Annotated in this window: 22 protein-coding genes and 1 pseudogene; 14 read left to right on the forward strand and 9 right to left on the reverse strand. The window is 44.2% G+C overall.

Annotated elements, in window-relative coordinates; genetic code table 11:
- Positions 1-238: 238 nt before the first annotated feature.
- The 6 genes from ACJJIJ_RS04920 (at position 239) to ACJJIJ_RS04945 (ending at position 3,259) form a co-directional block, all read left to right on the forward strand.
- Positions 239-592, forward strand: a complete 354-nt coding sequence (locus ACJJIJ_RS04920; RefSeq protein WP_252085131.1) for a transposase — start codon at positions 239-241, stop codon at positions 590-592.
- 44 nt (positions 593-636) lie between these two features.
- Positions 637-1,005 (forward strand): IS3 family transposase, encoded by a 369-nt coding sequence (locus ACJJIJ_RS04925; RefSeq protein ID WP_444938786.1) that lies wholly within the window; start codon positions 637-639, stop codon positions 1,003-1,005.
- A 12-nt stretch (positions 1,006-1,017) separates the two neighbouring features.
- Positions 1,018-1,431, forward strand: coding sequence for a DDE-type integrase/transposase/recombinase (locus ACJJIJ_RS04930; RefSeq protein ID WP_444939565.1), 414 nt, complete (start codon positions 1,018-1,020; stop codon positions 1,429-1,431).
- Positions 1,432-1,556: 125 nt separating this feature from the next.
- Positions 1,557-2,195, forward strand: a complete 639-nt coding sequence (locus ACJJIJ_RS04935) for a LysE family translocator (protein WP_444890687.1) — start codon at positions 1,557-1,559, stop codon at positions 2,193-2,195.
- A gap of 106 nt (positions 2,196-2,301) precedes the next feature.
- Entirely contained in the window at positions 2,302-2,724 is a 423-nt protein-coding gene (locus tag ACJJIJ_RS04940) for a DUF4279 domain-containing protein (protein WP_444938787.1), read from the forward strand.
- Positions 2,725-3,034: 310 nt separating this feature from the next.
- A complete protein-coding gene (locus ACJJIJ_RS04945) occupies positions 3,035-3,259 on the forward strand; it encodes a hypothetical protein (RefSeq protein ID WP_444938788.1) in 225 nt (74 codons plus the stop codon).
- Positions 3,260-3,476: 217 nt separating this feature from the next.
- On the opposite strand, the pseudogene ACJJIJ_RS04950 reads toward ACJJIJ_RS04945, so the two are convergent.
- A pseudogene (locus ACJJIJ_RS04950) lies at positions 3,477-3,908 on the reverse strand (IS5 family transposase); the annotation flags it as partial.
- Positions 3,898-4,272, reverse strand: a complete 375-nt coding sequence (locus ACJJIJ_RS04955; RefSeq protein ID WP_444938789.1) for a transposase — start codon at positions 4,270-4,272, stop codon at positions 3,898-3,900. The gene ACJJIJ_RS04955 and the pseudogene ACJJIJ_RS04950, both read right to left, overlap by 11 nt.
- Before the next feature lie 502 nt (positions 4,273-4,774).
- Between ACJJIJ_RS04955 and ACJJIJ_RS04960 the strand changes: the two genes are divergently transcribed.
- Together ACJJIJ_RS04960 and ACJJIJ_RS04965 are read left to right on the forward strand one after the other, a co-directional pair.
- Complete coding sequence (locus ACJJIJ_RS04960) at positions 4,775-5,698, forward strand: DMT family transporter (RefSeq protein WP_444938790.1); 924 nt, start codon at positions 4,775-4,777, stop codon at positions 5,696-5,698.
- 270 nt (positions 5,699-5,968) lie between these two features.
- Positions 5,969-7,144 carry a glycosyltransferase family 4 protein gene (locus tag ACJJIJ_RS04965; protein WP_444938791.1) on the forward strand — a complete coding sequence of 392 codons (1,176 nt, stop codon included), beginning with the start codon at positions 5,969-5,971 and terminating at the stop codon, positions 7,142-7,144.
- Between the two features lie 936 nt (positions 7,145-8,080).
- On the opposite strand, the gene ACJJIJ_RS04970 is transcribed toward ACJJIJ_RS04965, so the two are convergent.
- Both ACJJIJ_RS04970 and ACJJIJ_RS04975 read right to left on the reverse strand, forming a co-directional pair.
- Positions 8,081-8,176: a helix-turn-helix domain-containing protein gene (locus ACJJIJ_RS04970; protein WP_444938792.1), complete on the reverse strand. Its 96-nt coding sequence runs from the start codon at positions 8,174-8,176 to the stop codon at positions 8,081-8,083.
- A 300-nt stretch (positions 8,177-8,476) separates the two neighbouring features.
- The gene (locus tag ACJJIJ_RS04975; protein WP_252085459.1) at positions 8,477-9,085 is read right to left on the reverse strand and encodes a short chain dehydrogenase; all 609 of its coding nucleotides are present in this window, start codon (positions 9,083-9,085) and stop codon (positions 8,477-8,479) included.
- A 126-nt stretch (positions 9,086-9,211) separates the two neighbouring features.
- Between ACJJIJ_RS04975 and ACJJIJ_RS04980 the strand changes: the two genes are divergently transcribed.
- The 4 genes from ACJJIJ_RS04980 (at position 9,212) to rho (ending at position 12,642) form a co-directional block, all read left to right on the forward strand.
- Positions 9,212-10,099: a LysR family transcriptional regulator gene (locus tag ACJJIJ_RS04980; protein WP_444938793.1), complete on the forward strand. Its 888-nt coding sequence runs from the start codon at positions 9,212-9,214 to the stop codon at positions 10,097-10,099.
- A gap of 260 nt (positions 10,100-10,359) precedes the next feature.
- Positions 10,360-10,608, forward strand: a complete 249-nt coding sequence (locus ACJJIJ_RS04985) for a hypothetical protein (RefSeq protein WP_444938794.1) — start codon at positions 10,360-10,362, stop codon at positions 10,606-10,608.
- 59 nt (positions 10,609-10,667) lie between these two features.
- Positions 10,668-11,558 carry an alpha/beta fold hydrolase gene (locus ACJJIJ_RS04990; RefSeq protein ID WP_444938795.1) on the forward strand — a complete coding sequence of 297 codons (891 nt, stop codon included), beginning with the start codon at positions 10,668-10,670 and terminating at the stop codon, positions 11,556-11,558.
- A 145-nt stretch (positions 11,559-11,703) separates the two neighbouring features.
- Positions 11,704-12,642, forward strand: a complete 939-nt coding sequence (gene rho, locus ACJJIJ_RS04995) for a transcription termination factor Rho (protein WP_083922871.1) — start codon at positions 11,704-11,706, stop codon at positions 12,640-12,642.
- Positions 12,643-12,746: 104 nt separating this feature from the next.
- On the opposite strand, the gene ACJJIJ_RS05000 is transcribed toward rho, so the two are convergent.
- The 5 genes from ACJJIJ_RS05000 to ACJJIJ_RS05020 all read right to left on the reverse strand — a co-directional run bounded on the left by ACJJIJ_RS05000 (position 12,747) and on the right by ACJJIJ_RS05020 (position 19,608).
- Positions 12,747-13,208: a PaaI family thioesterase gene (locus ACJJIJ_RS05000; RefSeq protein ID WP_020414922.1), complete on the reverse strand. Its 462-nt coding sequence runs from the start codon at positions 13,206-13,208 to the stop codon at positions 12,747-12,749.
- 21 nt (positions 13,209-13,229) lie between these two features.
- Complete coding sequence (locus ACJJIJ_RS05005) at positions 13,230-14,180, reverse strand: DMT family transporter (RefSeq protein ID WP_444938796.1); 951 nt, start codon at positions 14,178-14,180, stop codon at positions 13,230-13,232.
- A 128-nt stretch (positions 14,181-14,308) separates the two neighbouring features.
- Entirely contained in the window at positions 14,309-16,411 is a 2,103-nt protein-coding gene (locus ACJJIJ_RS05010) for a 3-hydroxyacyl-CoA dehydrogenase NAD-binding domain-containing protein (RefSeq protein ID WP_444938797.1), read from the reverse strand.
- Between the two features lie 60 nt (positions 16,412-16,471).
- Positions 16,472-17,674: a 3-oxoadipyl-CoA thiolase gene (locus tag ACJJIJ_RS05015; RefSeq protein ID WP_444938798.1), complete on the reverse strand. Its 1,203-nt coding sequence runs from the start codon at positions 17,672-17,674 to the stop codon at positions 16,472-16,474.
- A 56-nt stretch (positions 17,675-17,730) separates the two neighbouring features.
- The gene (locus ACJJIJ_RS05020) at positions 17,731-19,608 is read right to left on the reverse strand and encodes an acyl-CoA synthetase (RefSeq protein ID WP_444938799.1); all 1,878 of its coding nucleotides are present in this window, start codon (positions 19,606-19,608) and stop codon (positions 17,731-17,733) included.
- 457 nt (positions 19,609-20,065) lie between these two features.
- On the opposite strand from ACJJIJ_RS05020, the gene ACJJIJ_RS05025 reads away from it, so the two are divergent.
- Both ACJJIJ_RS05025 and ACJJIJ_RS05030 read left to right on the forward strand, forming a co-directional pair.
- Positions 20,066-21,265 carry an acyl-CoA dehydrogenase family protein gene (locus tag ACJJIJ_RS05025; RefSeq protein WP_444938800.1) on the forward strand — a complete coding sequence of 400 codons (1,200 nt, stop codon included), beginning with the start codon at positions 20,066-20,068 and terminating at the stop codon, positions 21,263-21,265.
- 27 nt (positions 21,266-21,292) lie between these two features.
- Positions 21,293-22,420 carry an acyl-CoA dehydrogenase family protein gene (locus ACJJIJ_RS05030; RefSeq protein WP_444938801.1) on the forward strand — a complete coding sequence of 376 codons (1,128 nt, stop codon included), beginning with the start codon at positions 21,293-21,295 and terminating at the stop codon, positions 22,418-22,420.
- Positions 22,421-22,426: the final 6 nt, after the last annotated feature.

The following is a 22,426-nucleotide window of genomic DNA, read 5'->3' on the forward strand; positions in this document are numbered from 1 at the left end:
GTTCGGCTCAAGCCCGACAATGAAGTCCTCTACTTCGACTTTAGTGGAGTCGAAGCCGGCGAATCTACTACAGCGAAATCGCAATTTGGCTGTAAACAAACTCAAGGGCAAGTATGTACTTATCGCGAACTGTTCTATCACCTAACAAGACAATTAATGTCGCCCCTTCGAGGCTGGACCTCCGCAGAAACCTTCCCCCATTGAGTAGACGCCTACCTTTTGAATAGGGTAGGAAAAAATGCCGAAAATACTGAGTGAAGAGCGGGTTGTTGAATATTCAACAGAGTTTAAAGTTAGAGTGGTAGCTCTCACTAATCAACTGAAAGTAGATACGACCACTATCGCCAACATTATTGGTTTGCATCCAGTAATGGTGTATAGATGGCGACAGGAAAGTAGAGAAGGCAAGTTGGTCGAGAAGCCCAGTCGTAGAATAAGTATGGCAAAGACAACGAAAACTCAGTCTCAAACTGATGATAAAGAGATAAGACGTCTAAAAAAGCAGGTTGAGAAATTGCAAAAGGAGAATGATTTCCTAAAAAAGTGGGAAATGTACCTGAAAGATCCAAAGCTGAAAGATTCTCGTTCATAGCTCTTAATCGATCAGACTTTGGTGTCAGGTACTTATGTAGATACTTGAATGTTTCACCCCAAGGGTTTTATAAGTGGCTCAACCGTGATGAGAGCACTCAAGACATAGAAAATAGGCGAATTCTAGCGTGTATCGAAACTATCTATGCGCAGCATGATGGTAATTATGGAAGTCCAAGAATTTGCGCAGAGCTGAAAGCTAATGGTGAACGAATAAATCACAAACGCGTTGAACGCCTTATGAGAGAAGCTGGAATCGTGGGGAAAGCTGGAAGGATCTATCGTCGACGCCCTTTGCCTGAAAATTCTTGCATTAAGATTGAAAACTTACAAAAAGAGCATGGTATGCCGAGTAAACCAGACTCTCAATGGGCTGGTGATGTAACCTATCTGAAGATCAATGGGCAATGGTAATATTTAGCTGTAATTATTGATCTTTACTCCCGAAAAGTGTTGGGTTGGGAGCTGTCGGATACTCGAACCGTTGAGCTAACACTGTCAGCTCTAAATAAAGCTGTTCGTCGTAGAAATATAGAATCAAATCTAATATTTCACAGCGACCGAGGTTCTGAGTACGGTGCTTATGCATACCAAAACCGGCTCAAAGAGCTGGGTATTGAGCCGAGCATGAATCGTCCAGGGTTTATGAATGACAATGTGTATGTAGAATCATTTTTTCAAACACTGAAAACTGAGAGTTTTAAAGGGTTTAATTTTGAGTCCGTTGAGGAGCTAAGAACTAACTTAGCTTGGTATCTTGACAGTTACTATAACTTTAAAAGAAGACATGGTTCACTTGGGTTCAAAAGCCCAGATGAATATGAAAGAATGGCCACATAAGATGAATATAAGGTGGCGTCTACTTTAAGGGGGGAGGCTTCGCCTCCGGTCTGGACGCGCTAAAGCGCGTCGCTGCTTTGGGCGTTAGCTGCCATTTAGCATTTACTTTTTTTCAGAGAATTGAAATGGATTGGAACAATATTTTTACGTTTATTGCTGTGGCAACATTGCTCGTGATTTCTCCTGGGCCTAATGGATTCCTCATAACGAAAACAGTTCCTTTGTCAGGGTATCGAGCTGGTTTGGCCAATATCTCGGGGTTCGTGGCTGCTTTCTATGTACATGGTACGCTATCTATATTTGGTATATCTATTCTCTTGGTGCAATCTGCAAACGCCTTTCTTGTTTTTAAAATGCTGGGCGCTGCATATTTAATTTGGCTGGGTTTAAAAGCACTTAGAAATGCTATAAGTAAAAGCACAGCTGCAAATAACTTAGAGGCAGTATTGCAGCAAAAGCCAACATCTATAAAAGGGGCTTTTCTTGAAGGCTTTTTAACTAATACTCTTAACCCTAAAGTATCAATCTTCTATCTCGCTGCTTTTCCGCAATTTATGTGCGTAGATGGCAGTGCTTTCAGTGCATACTCTCTTGTTACTGCACACTCACTGGTTAATGTTGTATGGTTTTCGGCTATGGTCTTCACTTTAACCAAGGTAAAAAATACTACCAGCCACCCTAAATTCAAAACTTGGTTAAACTCTATTACGGGTGTTGTATTTATTGGATTTGGCACTAAATTGGCCTTGGCGAAGAGCGGCTAACAAACCAAGTAAGCGGGAAAATTATACGTGGGCTCCCGTCACTCCGTTCCGTATTATGGCCCACCTGTTATTGCCCCACCTTGGAGTGTTAGATATACATAAAATCATGGCGACTCTATCAAAAACTAAAGCAAGCTTGAGGGTTATCGGAGATGAATTATTACCTGACGAAATCAGTGAGTTATTAGGCAGTGAGCCTACAGTGAAGATGATTAAAGGTGAGCCATTTTCGTGGATGCATAGTGGAAAACCTCGCATAGCAAGGTCTGGAATGTGGCGTATTGAAGCTAATGAAAAAGTGCCAGGTGATTTAGATTCTCAAATATTCGAAATTCTAAATAAGTTGACTCATGATTTAGAAGTTTGGAAAAAACTCTCAGAGAAATATAGGTTAGATTTATTTTGTGGTCTCTTCATGGAGCGCTCGATGGAGGGTATAGGTATAAGCTCAGAAGCGCTGCTTGCGTTGGGGCAGCGTGGAGTTGAAGTGGATTTTGATATATATGGCCCGGATGATGAAAATGTATAGCAAGCGCAAGCACAACTGGCCACTTCGTATCTTGGGCTTCCAAATCGCTGTGCAGCTTTACCGTCTGTCCAGCAGGCATTAGGTGATCATGAGTACAGATGGAATAGCCTTAGTCAGCTACATCTTATTTTAATATCCTGTATCGCCGCGTTGGCAGTTGGGTTCATTGTTTTTTCTATATCTTGGAGGTGAACAAGAACATGAAGGAATGAGGAAAGTGGGGCGAGGAAATGTCTTTTTCAGTTTCTACGCCTTCGTTTTTCTCATCCTACGAGCGTTATGCATAAGACTTATCCATGAACTTTACCTGATGAAAGCCAATAAAGAAGATTGGAGAGCGATCACATTTGCTTTTTACTCCCTAGTACATAATGACCTAAGAGATTGGGAAAAACTTCCAGATGAATTGAAAAATAGTGATATGGGAGGTTTATGTCAGAAATATATTGATACTAAAGATATCCGGTATCTAATAGAAGCAGGTGAAATGGTTGCAGGTAAAAACTGGTATACAGCTCTCGGAAGAACATTTTGAGCTTTAAAATAACATGAAAAAAGAGTTGATAGTCAAGGATTGTTTAGCATTTCAAAATCAAGTGTGATTGTGTTGCCTTATGTCTACACATTAAGAAAAAATGCTTCCGATCTGGGTTGAACTAAGTACCTCTGGTGGAGGCATTTAATTTAAAACGGTCCATCTCAGTATTCTAGGGCAGGCGTTGCTTTTCAAAGAGTATGTGTTAGAAGCTGTTTCATAACTTTTTTAGCGTAATTAACATGCAGGCAATATAGAAAAAAGCTCTGTATGAAGATATGTAGCGATCCCACCTTACAACTAAACGACGGTAGTTCCCTAGCCATGCAAAAGTTCGCTCAACTTTCCAACGTCGCACATATCTCCTAAGCTTTCTGCCATCTTGTTTCGAAGGTTTTCTTCTATTCCTACGGTGAGGGTAAATCAGGTCAATTTCACGGCGGGCCAAACTATGGCGTAGTGGATCAGAATCTGCAGCCTTGTCGTACACTAGACGTCGATTTTTTGTATTTTCATAGGTAATATCGAGTAGTGGATGTAATAAATTTACTTCTGCTGGTGAGGCCGAAGTAACGGTGCCTCCCAATGGAATACCTTCGCCATCGACCACTACCATCCACTTTGTACCCTTGCCTCGCTTAGTTTTTCCGACTTCTGCTCCCCTTTTTTTGCTGAAGCAAAGCTACTATCCGAAAAGACTTCTTCCCAATTAAGCAGGGATCTTTGATCGAGCTGTCCGAGAAATTTTCTCCAAGCCTCCAACCAAGCGCCTTGCTCTTCCCAAAACTGGAGCCTTCTTCAGCAAGACTCGGCGAAGGGTAAGATGAGGGGAGATCCTTCCATCGTGCTCCTGAGCGCAAAATCCACAGGATACCTTCAAAACATGCACGGTTATCAATGGGTTTGGGACCTCCTTTTCCACGTTTTAGCTGGGGAAGGCAAGGCTCAATCAATTTCCACTGAGCGTCAGTTAATTCTGACTTAAATCCACTCACACTTACTGGTCTTATCATTCCCTGAGGTCGCAAGAATAACTGATTTCAAGTTATGAAACAGCTTCTAGACTGTTTTATCAAGAGTGTAGTAAAAGCAAAGCGCCCCATTTGTACGAAAATAAGGGGGTTGAATTTTGTGATGCGTCAGTTGAGTAACTTCGCAAATGAAAAGTCAAAGTGTTTGGTCTTGGTAAAATTGTCTCTTGTACTATTTGAAAGTTTGACAAAGCCAATAAAGTGCTGAGAGCTAGGATATGGTTTACTTGGGTTCAAAATTTGAGGTAATATGAAAAAATTTTCGTATAAACTGAATAAAGGTGGTATCTACATTGAAATATCTCTCCCTAAGCTTGCTAGGTGATCTGTTGATGTTTTAAGTTGGTGATCGACAGATATAATTTTTAATACATTTAGCTCGTGATTTTCTTAGTGCAGTTTTAAAAGGTTGAAATTATATGGGAGGGTATTGGATTAAAGTGTTTTCTTGTGAATTTTGATTTTTATTGATGGATATAGAAAATTGAAGGTAAAAAGCAGTCGAGGAATATTTCTCAGCATTGTAGCTATGCTCTGTATAGCCGGTATGGATGCAACCGGTAAACTACTTGTTCAAACCTATCCTATTGTGCAAATTATGGCTGTTCGATTTGCAACTTTTTTTATTATTGTAATGCTTATAGCTTCACTCAAAGGTGATCTCAAGCAGGTTCGAAGTAATATTTGGGGTACTCAAGTTTTAAGGTCACTTTTACTTGTGGTTGAGGTTACGGTATTTATACTTGCTTTTAGCATGATGCCATTAGCAGATGTCCATGCAATCGCTACAATGGCCCCATTGTTCGCTATGCTAATGGCTGGATGGTTTCTTGGGGAGAAGGTAGACCGAAGAAGTTGGATTGCTGTCGCTATTGGCTTTATAGGTGCTTTGATTATTATTCGCCCTGGATTGGGTATTTTGAGCTGGTATGTTGTTATACCGATCAGTGGAGCCATTTTATGGGCATCCTATCAAGTCCTTTCTCGTCATGTCAGCCAATTTGATAGTTCCGCTACAACAGTCTTTTATACGGCCTTTATAGGCCTCATTGTATTTGGTGGACTAGCACCCTTTAACTGGGTAGACCCAACTTTTATTGGCTGGCAACTATTAATACTTAATGGGCTTTTTGGTGCAATGGGCCATTATTTATTGATTAAAGCTCTTACCTATGCTCGAGCTTCAACTTTGCAGCCTTTTAACTATACCTTGTTATTTTGGGCGATAGCGATTGGTTTTTTTATCTTTGGCGAATTCCCAGATGGATTTACAATACTTGGGGCGATTATAGTCTTGAGTGCTGGTATTTATACATCAGACGCTGGTCGGAGAATGAGTGGTCTTTCTTTTATTGCAAGTAAAAAGGGGTTTAATTTTATTCGAAAGTTTTCGAATAAAATTACTTAAGCTCTACTTGATTGCTTTCTGATTTTATCATGGTCTATGAAGTATGGGGAAGCTTTTGTGAATGTTTCTGGCTTGGAGCATTTTAAAGTTCTTGTCTTAACTTTCTAGGGTATTAACTTGGGATGTTCAGTTTGAGGTTGACTATGGTGATTGATGCTAGCCTAATTATCTCTATAGCCTGCTGTATCTATATCTTTTGTTAGGTTTGATTTTAATAGCAGGATATGCTCTATGAGAAGTCGGTCTTCAATATAAATTTAAGGAGGGAGTATGCATATTCTTGTTCCTGTCTTTTTTAAGGCGCCGTTAGGTGGGCTTCACTCACATGTGTACGCTCAAGCTAAAGCAATTATCCGTGAAGGATGGCGTTGCACTATATTATGTAAGCCTGGCCCTTTCGCACAACAGTGTCGTGATAGTGGTATAGAAATTATTGAGGATGATTTTAGCGATTTATCCAAATCAATTGCTGAAATATCTGAAAGTTTTAAGTTCGATCTCATTCATGCGCACCCCTTTGCATCCAGGGAGATAGGCCAAGGTATTGCCAAAAACTTAAATATACCCATATTACTTACAGTCCACGGTAAGTACACTGATACTTTAGTAGATGATTGTGATGAATTCAGCCGTATTTATTGCGTCAGTCTTGGAGTCAGGGATCATCTTGTTAAAAACGGTATTAAAAGCCTTCATAAGATTTTTGTGTACCCAAATGCAGTTAACACTGAAGTTTTCTACGCCGGCCATGAAAGTAGACTAGATCGTCTTAAAGAAGTTGAATGTTTTATTGATAATAATATGATAAAGGGCTGTCGAATAATTATTTTTTCTTGTCGAATGGGGATAGATAAAAAATTTATTTTAAACTGCGTTAAGGATGCCTGGATATATCAGGCTAGGTATAAGATAGACTCTTGGCGGTGGATTGTAGCTGGTGATGGCCCTGGAAAAGCTGATTTAGAGCTGGCGGCAAATGAACTTAATGAGTATCTTGGCCATAAGTGCATAACGTTTTTAGGTTGGCAGTCGGAGGATAAGCTTAGTGCTCTTTATCAATCGGCTGACTTAGTAGTGGCACCAGGGCGGAGCGCTCTCGATTGTCTGGCGAGTAATCGGCCGGTAATAGCGATTGGTTCACAGGGCTATATTGGTGCTATAGATGAAGGAAATTGGTATAAAGGTTCCTATTCAAACTTTGGAGGTGTTGGTGAAAAAGATTATATATCTGGTGAATTGTTTCAGGATATAAATTCTATCATCTATGATGATGAAAAACTTGATTCGATTGGTAAGTTTGGAAGGAAGCGGGTTTTAGACTCTCATGATCAAAAGTATTGGGATGTGTGGTTGTTAGATCAGTACCGTGAGATTATGGCATTATATGATGAAGCTAGATCTCTTCCTTGTGAATTGTTGGAAGAATATAGTGTACCAGATACTTGAGTATGACTCTGATGATTTGGAAAGGATTAATGTATATCTTATTGCGAGAATAGATCTATGTGATTTGAAATGCTCAGATTTTTACTGATAAAAATTTTCTACGGCATAATAGTTAATTTTAGGAATAGGAAGGGAGGTTGTGAGGGTTAAACTTTAGTGTTTTGTGGAATAGCTTAAGTGTGATTGATGAGTTTTTGGATGCATTTGCAGTTATTGCTTCTTTAGTACATCTCGTTGCTCTAATCAGAGCTCAGAAGGAAGGAGTCGAAATTACTTCTATAGATGGTATTTGTCACGGATAGGGAGGGGGATGCGATATGTCTATGCAAAGGCGATAAAAAATTTTGACTCTTTATCTAGTTCAGACACTTTACTAATTGTAGGGTTATATATCGTTTTTTTAAGGTTTGGGAGGAAGCTTTTTTGCAGTAAAACCAAATAGATTGAATTGTATCACTTGGGATTCAATGATTTCTCAATACATATAGTATATTTATTTATGCGACCTTTTAGGGGGGGCTGGAAGACTTGCTCCAATTTTTTTCTCCAGAGTTTCGGAGTATGTGAACTCAAGAAATTCAATTAATTTTATTTTATCAAGTTCAGCTTGAAAGGGATAATCGTGACCTCGGTTTTAATTTTTTTATAGACGCAAAAAAACTGGAATTTTCAGCTCACAAAGAATTACTTCCCCGATTAAATTTTATGCAATTTTGATAGGCTTTTTTTTGCTGTCCTATTGTAATTCCAATCGAGTATTCAATAGGTCGTGTAAATGAAGTGTTTCTATTTTGTCAAATGGTATAGGGAGTGCCTGGTTACGATAAAGTTTTGCTGACTTCATATTTGGGCGGTTAATGAGCAGTTAATCCTTAGAGAATCAAAGTTCCATATCATAGATTTAGCTGCTTGCTGAAAAGGATGAAAGCGATTGAGCTATATCGCAATGACTCGAGCTGAATAGCTCTGTCTAATGAGGGCTTCGATCTGGTATCGCTCTTTCAAGGTCAGCTGTTTGGTGTGGGTTCTCATGGGGTTCTTGATTTGTTTGTGTGGAAGTGAATCAGCCTACGGCTAGTTGGACTCCGTTACTATTGCCAAGTGTGTTGGTTATTGTGGGAATCTAGGATTCATGAATATAAACGAAAGGGAGCATATTAAAATGTATGTATGATATCTGTAGGTGGATGGTATTTATTGTCACTCCCGTAAGTCTCTAGTAGAAGATTTGTTGCAGTATAAACTGTACCAATCCGTGAAGGATACTTATAGAAATCGTAGGGGGTCCGCTCAACGATTATAATTAGTTCCTTCACGCAAGAAAGGAGGCTACTAGGCATCAACGAAGATTACTTCGCCAGTTATAAATCCATCTACAGAACGCTCAAAAGCTTTTCCGACCAAGTGCCCCGGTACGGGCTCAAAGCCTGGCATCATGTCACCGTAGACATCCCAGGCTTCTTCCAATACCGTCGGATTAACCGCATTGATTCGAATCCCCCTGGGGAGTTCATAAGCAACGCATTTGACAAAGGTATCAATTGCTCCACTGGTTGTTGCATCGGCAATTGCCATGGGGATCGGCTTTATGTTTAGAATGCCGGATATTAGCGTAAAGGATCCTTTATCGGCGATATACTCTTGACCTATTCTTACAAGATTGATTTGCCCCATCATCTTGCTCATTACCGTTGTCATCCATTGCTGCTCAGTCATATCGACAAAGTCTGCGTATTCACAGAAACCAACGGTGTTTACGACAGCATCGAAGTCACCCACTGTCTCAAACAGTCGCCTGATAGACTCTTCATCAGTAATATCAACCTGATAGTCACATCCCTTGCCCGAGCGACTTGCTGTGATAACCCTGTGGCTGCTTAACCCTGTTAATGCGGCCTGTCCCATTTTACCTTGTGCGCCAATGAGGATAACATTTTTCACTCTAAGTACCTGTTTTATATGAAGAATTTGCTATTTGCTGCAATGCGATGCTGCTCAATTACTAGGAGAATGCTAGTTTTATTGTGATACAATGTTAAACAGTATTTATTTGTAAGAGATACAAGTGTGAACCAAATAAATCGATTGGAGGTCAAGCAACTCCGAATATTCCAGGCATTAATATCTGAAAGAAGTGTATCTCGTGTCGCAAGTCAGGTCGGCCTTACTCAGCAAGCTGTTAGTGAACATTTAAAAAAGTTGAGAGATATTTTTAGTGATGAACTTTTTCTCCGGAAAAGCAATGGACTAATTCCAACGCCGACAGCAATAAACTTAGGGAAAAAGGTTGATGCGATCCTCCAAGGGTTAGATAAATTGTTGGAACCAGCAGTTTTTGAGCCATCTAAAATAGCACAAACCTATACCATCGCTGCGACAGATTACTCCCAACAAGTGGTGCTTCCCGGCTTATTGCCTAAACTCAGAGCGCTAGCTCCCAACTTGAAAGTGGTAATACGGGATATTGCTACAGACAGACTGGAAGAGTTAATGAGTGAAGCCAAGGTGGATTTAATAGTTGCAGATTCGGATATAAATTCTGACCTGTACTCTTCTATCACATTATTTACTGATTACTATGTCTGCGTTGCGGCAAAGAGTTCGCCTCTGGTAAAGAAGAAGCTGGGTTTGGAGGAAATAGCTTCTGAGCCGCATCTTATGGCATCTCCGCTTAAGTCTGGTGCGGCAGGAATTATTGATGGTTGGTTTGCAAGGCACCGTTTGCGTAGAAATGTTGTTATGTCTACGCCATGTTTTACCACGGTTCCACAATATCTCAAGAAAACAGATATGCTTGCTTTTTTACCTAACCGGGTAGCGAGTGATTCAAACCTTGCCATTCTTAATCTGAAAAACAAGCCGGTAGAGTTTGATGTTATAGCCGCATGGCACCCTCGTTCAGATCATGATGCTTTACATAATTGGGTTGTAAACTTGTTGAGAGAGTGTGTCTAGTATTCTTTAGTTGATATTAAAGTACATAAAGGTGCGAGAGTGGCATAGGGGATTCAGGAGTTACTGAGTAAATGAGATCTTTAGAAACGCAATTTTATCGGGAAAATAAATGATTCTTGATTTTCATTCGTGCATAAAAAGTTGAACAGGAGAGGCGCGGCGGAGAGGGTGGCATAGAAATATATCAAGCCCTTAAATGCAGAGATTTTAATAGAGCATGAGATTTTGCTATTCCTGTTGTGATGCCACGGTTTAGCTCTGTGGGTGAGCTTGCTCATTGTGATATTGAGGAGATGTATGTCATTTTAAAAGCTAAAGGCACTTTGACTATCGAGGACGAGAAGACACGAGCTTCCGCTGAAGGTGTAATTTTAAATAAAATAGCTGGAACCCATGGATTAGTTAATAACTTATCGAAAGAGATGGAATTGTTAATTATTCAAGCCAGTTTGAAGTGGTACCAGCTTAATAAGTCAGTTAATTTGACGGTAGAAAGTTACCAGGCTTGAATGCCTTGATTTTCATTGGAGTGACGATTTAACAACATGATTGGGAGTGGGTAAGAGTTATGAAAATGCGAAACTTCTTAAGAATGGTAATTATCGGGATTGGTTTATCTGTGGTCAATGTAGCTGCAGAAGAAGTCGAGATAGATAAAGACCTCACTATTTATTATGAACAATCGGGGAGTGGTGATACTGCCATTATTTTTATTCCTGGCTGGATGATGTCGGCAGACGTTTTTGAGCACCAACTTGCCCACTTTAAAGATTCTAAAAAGTACCGCGCGCTGGCATATGATCCCCGTGGGCAGGGCAAATCATCAAAGCCCGTCGAAGGGCACACCTATCAACAACATGCTAGAGACCTGGCTAAGTTAATAGAGACATTGGATATAGACAAGGTGATCTTGGCAGGTTGGTCATATGGCGTAACGGAGCAATTGGCATATTTGAATCAGTTTGGTTCCGATAAACTGAAAGCGATGATCATGATTGATACTGGACCAGATATAGCGGGAGCAAGCCGTGATGAGTGGGTTTGGTATCTAAATGATGATTCGGACGGCTATTCACGCTCATTTACTGAGGGCATTATAGAGGATCGAGATAATGTAATTAGTGAATTTGTGAAATGGATGCTTGAAAACCCTTCAAAGGAAAATATTGCCTGGGTTACCCAAATTGCTAATCAGACCTCTAGTAGTGTCGCTTCAATTACCAACGCGACCGGATTTTACCTGGACTATAGTGATGATCTTGTAGCATTGGAAGGTAAATTGCCCCTACTGTATGTTGTGAGAGAGGAAGTTAAAAGTGTTGCGGATAAATGGATCAAGGCCAATACACCGTCTGCCACTGCTGTTTATATGGGAAAACACATGATGTTTTGGGAGAGACCCAGAGAGTTTAATCAGGTACTCGATCAGTTTCTTTCTGCCATAGAGAATGATAAATAATATATAAGCCCCTGCTTTACTTAACTTATGTATAGAGTGGTTTCGTGGTGATAAACACAGAGGATCAAGAAAATCTGGTTCTCTGTAGTTTTGTTTTAAAAGTTAAAGTGCTCCCCAATGGGGAATGATTTGTAAAGCGCATATTATGTCTAGAAAAATATTATCCTTAAAGGTAAAAAGAAATACGGAGCCTAAGAAGGCTGATAAAAAGCAAGAGGATACTTCTGATCCAAAGAAGCGGTTCTTAAATGGCGTAGCTATTAATCCATCTGAGCCTATTCGCCTTGAGTCAGGTTCTCAGCAACTTACGGTACGGGCGATGGATTTGATTACGCCAATTGGCAAGGGGCAACGAGGCTTGATTGTGGCCCCTCCGGGCTGTGGCAAAACCACTATCCTCAAGCATATCTGCCAAGCAGTGGGGAAGGCTTACCCCGAAATAAAGCTGTACGCTTTGCTTATTGATGAAAGGCCAGAGGAGGTTACTGACTTTAAGCGAAGTGTACCGGCAGAAGTGTATGCTTCCTCCTCTGATCATAGCTATAAAGAGCATGTGCGGGTAGCTAAAGAACTCCTTGATAGGGCTTGTAAGGAAGCCGGTGAAGGCCAGGATGTAATGATCGTGGTTGACTCGTTGACAAGGCTATCACGGGTGCATAATGCGCAGCAGAGTGGTAGGGGGCGTACAATGTCAGGTGGGATAGATGCCAGGGCTATGGAGATACCCAGAAAGCTGTTTGGCGCTGCGAGAAAGATTGAAGGTGGTGGATCACTTACGATTCTGGCAACGATACTCGTGGATACCGGAAGCCGAATGGACCAGGTGATATTTGAGGAGTTTAAGGGTACGGGAAATATGGAGGTAGTATTATCAAAGGAAGTTGCGAGACAGCGAATTTACCCTGCCTTGGATATTGCTAAAAGCAGTACTCGCCGTGAGGAAGTCCTGTTTAACTCGAAAGATATTGCAACGATAAGAGCTTTACGAAGAACGCTTGCCGGCCTTAAGCCTGTAGATGGCACTAAAAAACTTATTGAACTCCTTAAAAAGTACCCGACTAATGCGGAGTTACTTGACCATTAATTTTTAGTTAAGTTTAGGGGGAGTATTTAGCCGCTTAGCATTTTAGGAGTTAGTTACTGAACGCCCGAGACCTTATTATGACAACTGTTAGTCAGTCGGGGGCTTCACACGTCAATTCTATGGTGTGTTTTTGCAGGATACTCTTCAATGGCTTCCCCCTCTAGTATTTCACTACCAGTTTGGTAACGCATTGTCATCTGGCCAGTTGCAAGCAGAGTTCCTACACTGTCATAAACTTCGGTATAGGAATAAAAGATTTTATGCCCCGAGCTGGTCAACTTACCTATGGCGGTTAACTGGTTGGTTTTGGCTCGACCGGTGAAATTAGTTGTTAATGATAGCGTGAGGGATTTACGTCGACGATTTGGGTACGGGCAGTAGAGACCACAGTAGGATCCGGCAATATCAATTAACGTTGTAATAAACCCCCCATGGGGTACTCCGTGGCTATTCAAATGCTCAGGGAGTACGGTTACGCTGATCACTACACGGCCTTCCTGCCACTCATCAATTTTCACACCCAAATGATCATTGAACGGTGGTTGTTTTTTATTTTGCCAGCTCATTTGGACTTACCTTTTGGGAAATTAGTTCAGAACAGGGTGCGTTCGGGCAGCGTGCAGGGTGGAGAAATACACTGTGAGCAGACCCGCTGTGACCACTATAAGAATTCCTATCAGCGCAATTGTGTTAGGCAGATGCTGCCATATCAGCCAGCCAAAAATGCCGGCAATAACTACTCCAAAATAACTGATTGGTGAAACTACACTGGGTTTTGCATAACTATAAGCTTTGGTATAGAGCCATATCGCTAATAAAACAGAAACCCCATTAAAAGCCAGGTAGGGAATAGTCCAGGTAGGTATTGACTGCCAGTAGTAGATACCCAGGGGCAGGCTACACATAAATGAGATAAGGACGTAGTAAAACAAAATAAGGCTCGACCTATCAGTACGAGACAGAATACGTGTGCCCACCATAGAGACAGCTAGAGTAATACCTGACAGTAAGCCGAAGGCGTGGCCACTGCTGATACCATGGATATCAGGTTGAAGAATCAGTGCGATACCAAGTAGTCCAAGCACAATGGGTAGCCAGCTTGTGGCGGGAATCTGTGCACGCGCCCAAAGCCAGGCTACAAGTGGAACAAAAATAGGGGCGGCATTGCGTAGTAAGCCTGCCTCCATCAATGAAATACGGCTGAGTGCATAAAAGTAGGAAAAGAAGCAGAGCCAGCCTGCAAAGCCTCGCAGTAAATGGGTTTTCCAGTGTTGTGTTATGAGCTGTTGGGGTGACTGGCGCACCAGCCAGGGAATAAGTAATAGTAAGCAGATGCTGTATTGGCTGAGAACTATTAAAGGTACTGGTACGGCGGGTGATATCCATTTACTGGCTGCGGCGGCTGTACTGGCAACCATGGCGGTGGCCAGTGCGTAACCTATGCCTTTCCAATTGTTTCTCTTAACCCTGGCTTGGATCGCTTTGTGGTGATCTAACGGTTCTGGTGACTGTTCGAGCTGCAGCTCATTAAACCGCATCTGGCTCGGTCGTAGTTTCGATTCTATTAAGGTATCAGGCCTTGTCATTGTGTTGCCAATTAAAAATCTCTCAACTTTGGCAAAAAGGGTAACCGGTACTTTTACCGGTTACCCTTGAGAAGCGAATACTATCGCTGATCGTCTGCCCATTTCGCAAATGTTTTACCTTCTTTTACCAGTTGGACGAGCAATGGTGCGGGAGTCCAATTGGCTTCGCCATGTTGGTCACGGAATGTGCAAATAGTATCGTAGATCTTTTTCAGGCCGATGCTATCTGCGTAAAACATGGGGCCGCCGCGATGGGGAGGGAAACCATAGCCATAAACATACACAACATCAATATCACTGGGGCGTTGGGCTATCCCTTCTTCCAGAATTCTGGCTCCCTCATTAATTAAGGCGAAAGTAAGGCGATTAAGAATTTCTTTATCGGAGATTTCTCGCCGCTCTATCCCATGAGCTTTGGCTTGAGCCTCTATAATTGCTTGGACTTCGGGGTCACTGGTACGAGCGCGAGTTTCTGGGTCATAGCGGTAATAACCGGCTCCACTCTTTTGGCCCAGGCGTCCCATCTCTACTAAAGCATCCGCAATGCAGTAGGTTTTGGGGTCGCCTTTTTCTGCTTCGCTCAGGCCCTCGCGGGCCTTGTGGCCAATATCGAGACCGGCCAAATCTCCAACCGCTATGGGCCCCATGGCCATGCCCCAGGATTGCATTACGGTATCTATTTGCTCCGGGGTGGCTCCTTCTATCAAACAGAGTTGCGCTTCACGGGCATAGGGCCGCAGCATCCGGTTGCCAATAAACCCATAGCAGTTTCCGGCTAGGACGGGAACTTTTTTGATAGTTTTTGCCAACCGCATTGCGGTAGCGATAACATCGTCGGCGCTCTTTGAGCCACGAACGACTTCTAGAAGTTTCATAACATTGGCGGGGCTGAAAAAGTGTAACCCGATAACATTTTCTGGCCGATTGGTAGCAGCGGCGATCTGGTCGATATCCTGGTAGGAAGTGTTTGTTGCGAGAATGGTGCCGGGTTTACAGTATTGGTCCAGCTTGGAAAAAATTTCCTTTTTAAGCGTTACATTCTCAAACACAGCTTCGATAACGAGGTCTACCTCTACCAGGTCGGAATAGTCAGTGGTGCCCTGGATTAGTGAGAGGCAGTGTGTTTTTTGGGGCTCTGTAATCTTCCCCTTTTTCATACTGATACTGTAGTTCTTGTCGATTACTGCTCGGCCACGTTCTACGGCAGCTTGATCGATATCCAGCAGCTTGACTGGGATACCGGCATTGGCAAAATTCATGGCGATACCTCCCCCCATAGTGCCGCCGCCAATAATGCCGACACTGTTTATTTCTCTGATAGGGGTATCTTTGGAGAGACCCTGAACTTTTGTCGCACGTCGCTCGGCAAAGAACATATGCCTCAGGGCGGCGGACTGACTTGAGAGCAGACATTCGATAAATAGATCCAACTCTTTAGCCAGCCCTTTATCGAATGGCAGTTTAACCGCTGCTTCCACACAGGAGACAATATTCTGTGGGGCCAGTTGACCAGGTGCTCTTTTTTCCAGTCGCTGGCGGAAATCATCGAACAAGCCCTCTGGAATACTGGCAGGATCTATTGTGATGTCCCGGACTCTGCGTGGTGGGGCTTTCTGGTCAATTAGCTCACGAGCAAAGGCGAGGGCCCCTTCGAATAGATCATCATCAACCACGTGATCGATCAGCTTCATGCTTTTGGCTTTCGCGGCCGGGATTGGGGCACCTTTGGTGATCATTTCTAATGCAGCCGCAACGCCGGCCAGACGTGGAGTGCGCTGAGTACCACCGGCCCCAGGCAATAACCCCAATTTAACTTCAGGCAGGCCGACTTTGGCAGAAGCCTGGGCACAGCGATAGTGACAAGCCAGTACCACCTCAAAGCCCCCGCCCAATGCGGTACCGTGAATAGCTGCAATCACCGGTTTACGAGAGTTTTCGATTTCGGTAATCACTTCAGATAAGGCAGGTGCCTGTGGTGGCTTACTAAATTCTGTGATGTCTGCACCAGCAATAAAAGTGCGGCCTTCACATATCAAAACCAGTGCCTGAGAGGCATCTTCCTGGGCACTCTTGATCGCTCCCCAAATGCCTTCGCGCAGCCCGTGGGAAAGCGCGTTGACAGGGGGGTTGTTAAGTCGAATAACACCAATATCGCCAATAAGTTCATAATTTACGGTAGACATTGTTATCTCCAGATCTTAAATGACTATTAGATGGTTTCTCCTAGAGGGGCTCGCCGGTTTTTATATACGCTCTATAATCACTGCGATTCCCTGGCCAATACCAATACACATGGTGGCTAACCCGTAGCGCCCACCGCTACGCTCCAGCTGGCGTAGTGCTGTGAGTAGAATGCGGGCTCCGCTGGCGCCGAGCGGATGCCCAACTGCAATTGCACCACCATTGGGGTTTACCCTGGAGTCCTCGTAATCAATCTCGAGCATTTTCAGGCAGCCCATGGTCTGTACAGCAAAAGCCTCGTTAAACTCCATGACATCCATATCTGCCAGGCTCAAGCCTGCACGAGCCAATGCCTTACGGGTAGCCGGGACCGGGCCGAACCCCATTACTCTTGGCTCCACTCCCACAATAGCACTGGCGAGAATACGTGCGCGGGGCTTGAGATCTACGGCCTGCCCGGCCTCCTGGCTGCCAATAATGAGTGCTGCGGCACCATCGTTGATTCCAGAAGCATTTCCGGCAGTTACTACGCCGCCTTCAAATAGCGGGCGTAGCGTTTGCAGGCGCTCCAGGCTGGTATCGGGGCGGGGATGCTCATCAGTATCGATAAGGCGGGGTGGTTGCTTTCGGTCCTGTGGCACTTCAATAGGAATAATTTCATCGATAAAAAAGCCATCAAAACGCGCGCTTTCATATTTTGCTTGTGAAGCTAACGCAAAGATATCGCACTCTTCCCGCTGAATATTCAGGTCTGCGGCGATATTGTCTGCAGTTTGCGGCATGGTATGGCTGCCAAATTCTGCAACAATATCGGGATTGGTGAAGCGCGGACCCAAAGTGGTATCCGCCAGTTGCTGGGTGCGATCGAACGGGCTGCTTGCTTTGGAGAGGACCAAAGGGGCGCGGCTCATGGATTCAACACCACCGGCAATGAACAAATCACCTTCCGAGGCCCTGATGCAGCGGGCTGCATCGGCAACGGCAGATAAGCCTGAACCACATAAGCGGTTTACCGTAATACCACCGGTGGAGATTGGCAGTCCTGCAATTAGCCCGGCAAAGCGGGCGATATTACGACTGTCCTCACCGGCCTGATTGGTATTTCCGGCAATCACATCCTCAAATTGCTTGTGATCGAAATTATTACGTTCAACCAGGGTTTTAATGACATGCGCGAGCATATTGTCTGGCCTGATACTGGAAAGGCTACCTCCATGGCGACCAAAAGCACTTCGGCCGCCATCATAGATATAAGCTTGTGGCATTGTCAGTTTTCCCAATGACTGATTATTGTTTTGTGAGCAGTAGAAAATGTCCGCGCTTAATCAAACTCCAGCGCTACCGGAATGTTTTCCAATGCCTCCTCTGCTACCGTTTTAGCTGAAGGTTTTTCCAGACGAACTTTTGCAACCTGGCCCAGGGCACTATCAAAACGGGCAGAAAACTCTGCAGATATATTTTTTTCCTGAAGTGCCTGGCCAATAACATATTCGGTAGCGCGATTGCGCAATGCGGGTTTGAATACCTTGGCTACTGCGGTTAGGGGAATTTCATCAATAATCTCTACCCGCTTGGGTATCGCTGCACGTTCAGAAATCTGGGTGCGGCAGTAGTCGATAAGCTGCTCTTCTGTGGGTGGATTTTCGGACGGGTATAGAGTGACGTAGGCCACCGGAACCTCACCGGCATAGGCATCGGGCTGACCAACGGCAACGGCCATAGCCACGGCGGGGTGACGGCTTAGAGGTTCTTCAATCAAGGCTGGATCTATATTGTGGCCGCCACGAATGATTAAATCCTTGGCTCGCCCGGTCAAATAAAGATTGCCATCGCCATCGATATATCCCATATCGCCAGTATTAAACCAACTGTGGTCAACCCAAGCCTTGGCGTTATCCTCTTCGGAGAGATAGCCTGAAAAAATATGTGGACCCCGTGCAAGCACAATACCGACTTCACCGGTGTTGCAGGTTCTCACTAGTCGGTTTCCATCTACTTCGGCAATTTTCATTTCCATATAGGGGAGGCGGCGGCCGACGCTGCCCTCGGGTGCTTGCATATCTGTTGGCGGGCGGGCCAGCAGGCAGCTGGACTCTGTCATGCCATAGCCGTTGCTTACCGTCACATTGAACTTTTCCTCAAACGCACTCTTAAGCGCTGCGGGTAAAGGCGAGGCCCCGCAGCCAACATCTGTCAGGCAGCTGATGTCATTGTCGCCCACAGGGATTTGCATCAAGATGCCGAGAATAGTGGGCACGGCGCCAAAGCCCTGTACACGGAAGCGGGCGACGTGATGCCACCAGTTGGGGAGCACATTGGGGGAGCGAAAACCTGAGGGGGTCATTATAACAATCGTGCGGCCGGCGAGCAGAGTGCCAATGCCGGCGACCACAGTGCCGAAAATGTGAAACAGAGGAAGGCCACTGAGGGTAGCAAATCGCCCCTTACTGGATGTTGTGTCCACACTCAGCTGTGCGACAAACGCAATATTGCTGTGGGTCAGGCGTGCAATTTTAGGCCGCCCGGTTGTCCCTCCGGTGTGGAAGTAACTGGCAATTTCATCGCCTTGAATAGTTCTCCCACTAATTAAATGGTCATTTGGCTGTTGGGCAATAGCCAATACAAAATTCTCTACCTTAATGCCGGAAGGTATGGATAGGGTGCTAACCGGTTTTTTACTGATTAGCAGCAGTGCCTTCAAGGTTGGAACCTGCTTAATGACCTGCGCAACCTTTTCCCAAATCTCCTCACTGAGATCCTGCCCAAGGCTGACTAATACCTTAGCTTTGGTGGCATTCATGATCTCGGCGATATGCTCCGGTTCCAGCAACGGATTGATAGGGCTGGCGATTCCCGCGGCTTGTCCACCCCAGAGTGCAAAATGCGTTTCAGGAAGGTTGGGTAATAGTAATGAAACGGTATCTGTCGAATTAATACCGAGAGAATGGAGTAGATTGGCGGTTTGGTGAACTTTTTCGGATAGCTGTGAGTAGCTCACTGTCACACTTTCTTCATCTGGTACAGCGGTGGGAAGAAATTCGATGGCTGCATCTTGTTGGTAAAGACGGGCGGCCTGCCGAATTAAATCGTAGGTGTTTTCCCAGGGGTAACGTTGTAACAAAGGTACTTTTTCATATTCCTGGATTTCTGCAAGAGATTGCAGCATGGGACTGCCAGTGGAAGTGGACGTGATAGACATGGGGGCTTCTCTCACTATGGTTATTATGTTGGTGACAATATCAAAAGTGAAAAGAGCATTCCACTCTGCGGAATTCAATGGTAACGTTTTGTGCGTCGAGTAGTTATTTGAAAGCTAATTGGTGGGAATTGGCGGATAAATATTTACACCAGCTATATATAAACGCCACTAAGCAGAAAGTTGCGTCAATAGAGTTGGCTCGATAATTGAGGACCTACTTGCGTGAGTCGGAAAAAGTCAAAATAGCGATGCTCAGATATCAATATCATCCTGAAATTGTTTGTAGATAGGTTTACTTAAGACAAAGAGTGGAGCTCGCCGAGCCAGATCGAAAGTGAATTTATTCCGCTTGTATAAGGGAACTTCCGAATTTAGTACATGTTGATTGTGCAAGTTGGTGAAGGAAGTTAGCTGAAAAATCTCTGCCAATTGCACCCATAAAAACAGGAGCAAGCGAATGAATATAGATTTTTCCCCCGAAGAATTAGCTTTTCAGCAGGAAGTTAAGCAATTCCTGCAAGAGAAGCTTCCGGCGGATATCAGTGAGAGGACTCTGGATGAAATTCCCCTGGGAAAAGAGGACTATGAACGCTGGCAAAAGATCCTGTACGAACAGGGTTGGGCTGCGACTAACTGGCCAGTTGAATATGGGGGTACCGGTTGGACGCCAACACAAAAATATATCTGGGCCAATGAGTGTGCCAACTTCGGCGCGCCAGATGTAATTCCTTTCGGCTTTAAAATGGTTGCACCGGTTATCTTCACTTATGGTAGTGAAGAGCAAAAACAGCGGTTTTTACCGGATATTTTGGCAAGTAATGTTTGGTGGTGCCAAGGGTATTCGGAGCCAAATGCGGGCTCTGATTTGGCGTCGTTAAAAACCACAGCAGTGCGAGATGGCGATGAGTATATCGTTAATGGCACCAAAACCTGGACGACTCTGGGACACTGGGCCGATTGGATTTTCTGCCTGGTTCGTACCGGAGGCCCCGAAGTCAAAAACCAGGCCGCAATCACTTTCCTGTTAATTGAAATGAACCACCCGGGCATTACTGTATCGCCCATTATGACTTTGGGCGGCCATCATGAAGTGAATGAAGTGCATTTTGATAATGTACGGGTACCAGTGGCCAACCGTATTGGAGAGGAAGGTCACGGCTGGACCTATGCCAAGGTACTGTTGACCCATGAACGCACAGGCATTGCAAGGGTTGCTACTTCCAAAAAACGTTTACAGACTTTAAAAAAGCTGGCAGGTGATACTTGTGATGGTGACGCCAGCCTCCTGGAAAATCCAGCCTTTGCGCAAAAGCTCGCAGAAGTTGAAATAGATCTTTTAGCTTTGGAGTTTACTGAGCTAAGAGCACTTGCGGCAGTGAGTACCGGTAATGCACCGGGGCCGGAATCCTCCATTTTAAAAATTAAAGGAACTGAAATCGCCCAACTTATTGATGAGCTTTACATGGAAACTGCGGGTTACTACGGAATGCCATTTGTCCGAGAGCAATTTAAAAGCGGATTTGATGGCGAGCAAGTAGGCCCTGGAGTTATTACCAGCAGCGTGCCCCGTTACTTAAATAACCGTAAATCCTCGATTTATGGTGGCAGTAACGAAATTCAAAAAAACATTATCAGCAAGTGGGTACTTGGCCTGTAAACGCGACGTTTAATGAGGATTGGAACGATGGATTTTTCCTATAGTGAAGAGCAGCAGATGCTACAAAGCAGTGTGAGCAAATTTATTCAACAGGATTATGACTTTGATCGTCGCAGTAAGTTAATAGATAGCGATACTGGGTTTAGTGAAGATAATTGGAAGTTATTTGCCGAGCTGGGCTGGCTAATGGTTCCATTTAGTGCAGAAGACGGTGGTTTGGGTGGCTCTGCTGTTGATCTGATGGTAGTGATGGAAGAGTTTGGTCGTGGCCTGGTAGTGGAACCCTTCCTGGCCAGTGCAGTTTTAAGTGGTGGACTAATAGCAAGCGGTGCCAATGAGGCGCAGAAGCGAGAGCTAATTAGCTTGTTGATGGAAGGCCAGTTGCAGCTGGCATTTGCATTTGCTGAGCCCCAGAGCCGTTTCAATCTGTCTGATATTGCCACTAAAGCTATAAGGAGCGGAGACAGCTACGTAGTAAATGGCCACAAAGCCGTTGTTTTGAACGGTTCAGCCGCAGATAAACTATTGGTGGCAGTACGTACTAGCGGCGGTCAACATGATTGTGAAGGTATCACTTTATTATTGATAGATGCCAACTCTGAGGGTGTTCATCGCCAGGGATATGCCACTGTGGATGGGCATCGTGCGGCTGAAATAAAGTTTAATAACGTGATGGTTCCTGTGGCAAATCGAGTTGGGGAAGAGGGAGCCGCTTTACCAGTAATCGAACAGACAATTGACCGGGCCACACTGGCGCTGTGTGCCGAGGCAGTAGGGGCCATGGAGAAAATTTATAAAAAGACCGTGGAATATACAAAGACCCGAGAGCAATTTGGTGTTGCCATTGGTAAGTTCCAGGCTTTGCAGCACCGAATGGTGGATATGTTTACCGAATATGAGCAGGCCCGTTCTATTCTGTTAATGGCAGCGTTACAGTTGGATGTGAATAATGGCGTTGCCCCTAAGGCAATTTCTGCAGCAAAAAGCCGCATTGGAAAAGCTGCCCGGTTAGTAGGCCAGGAAGCAATTCAGTTACATGGCGGTATAGGGGTTACAGAGGAGTTGGATGTAAGCCACTACTTTAAACGTTTAACCACAATCCAGTATTTGTTCGGTAGCACGGATTATCATACCCGCCGATTTGCCGGGCACTAGCGAGGC

The sequence above is a fragment of the Microbulbifer mixtoriginis (SeqCode) genome, from assembly GCF_052467945.1.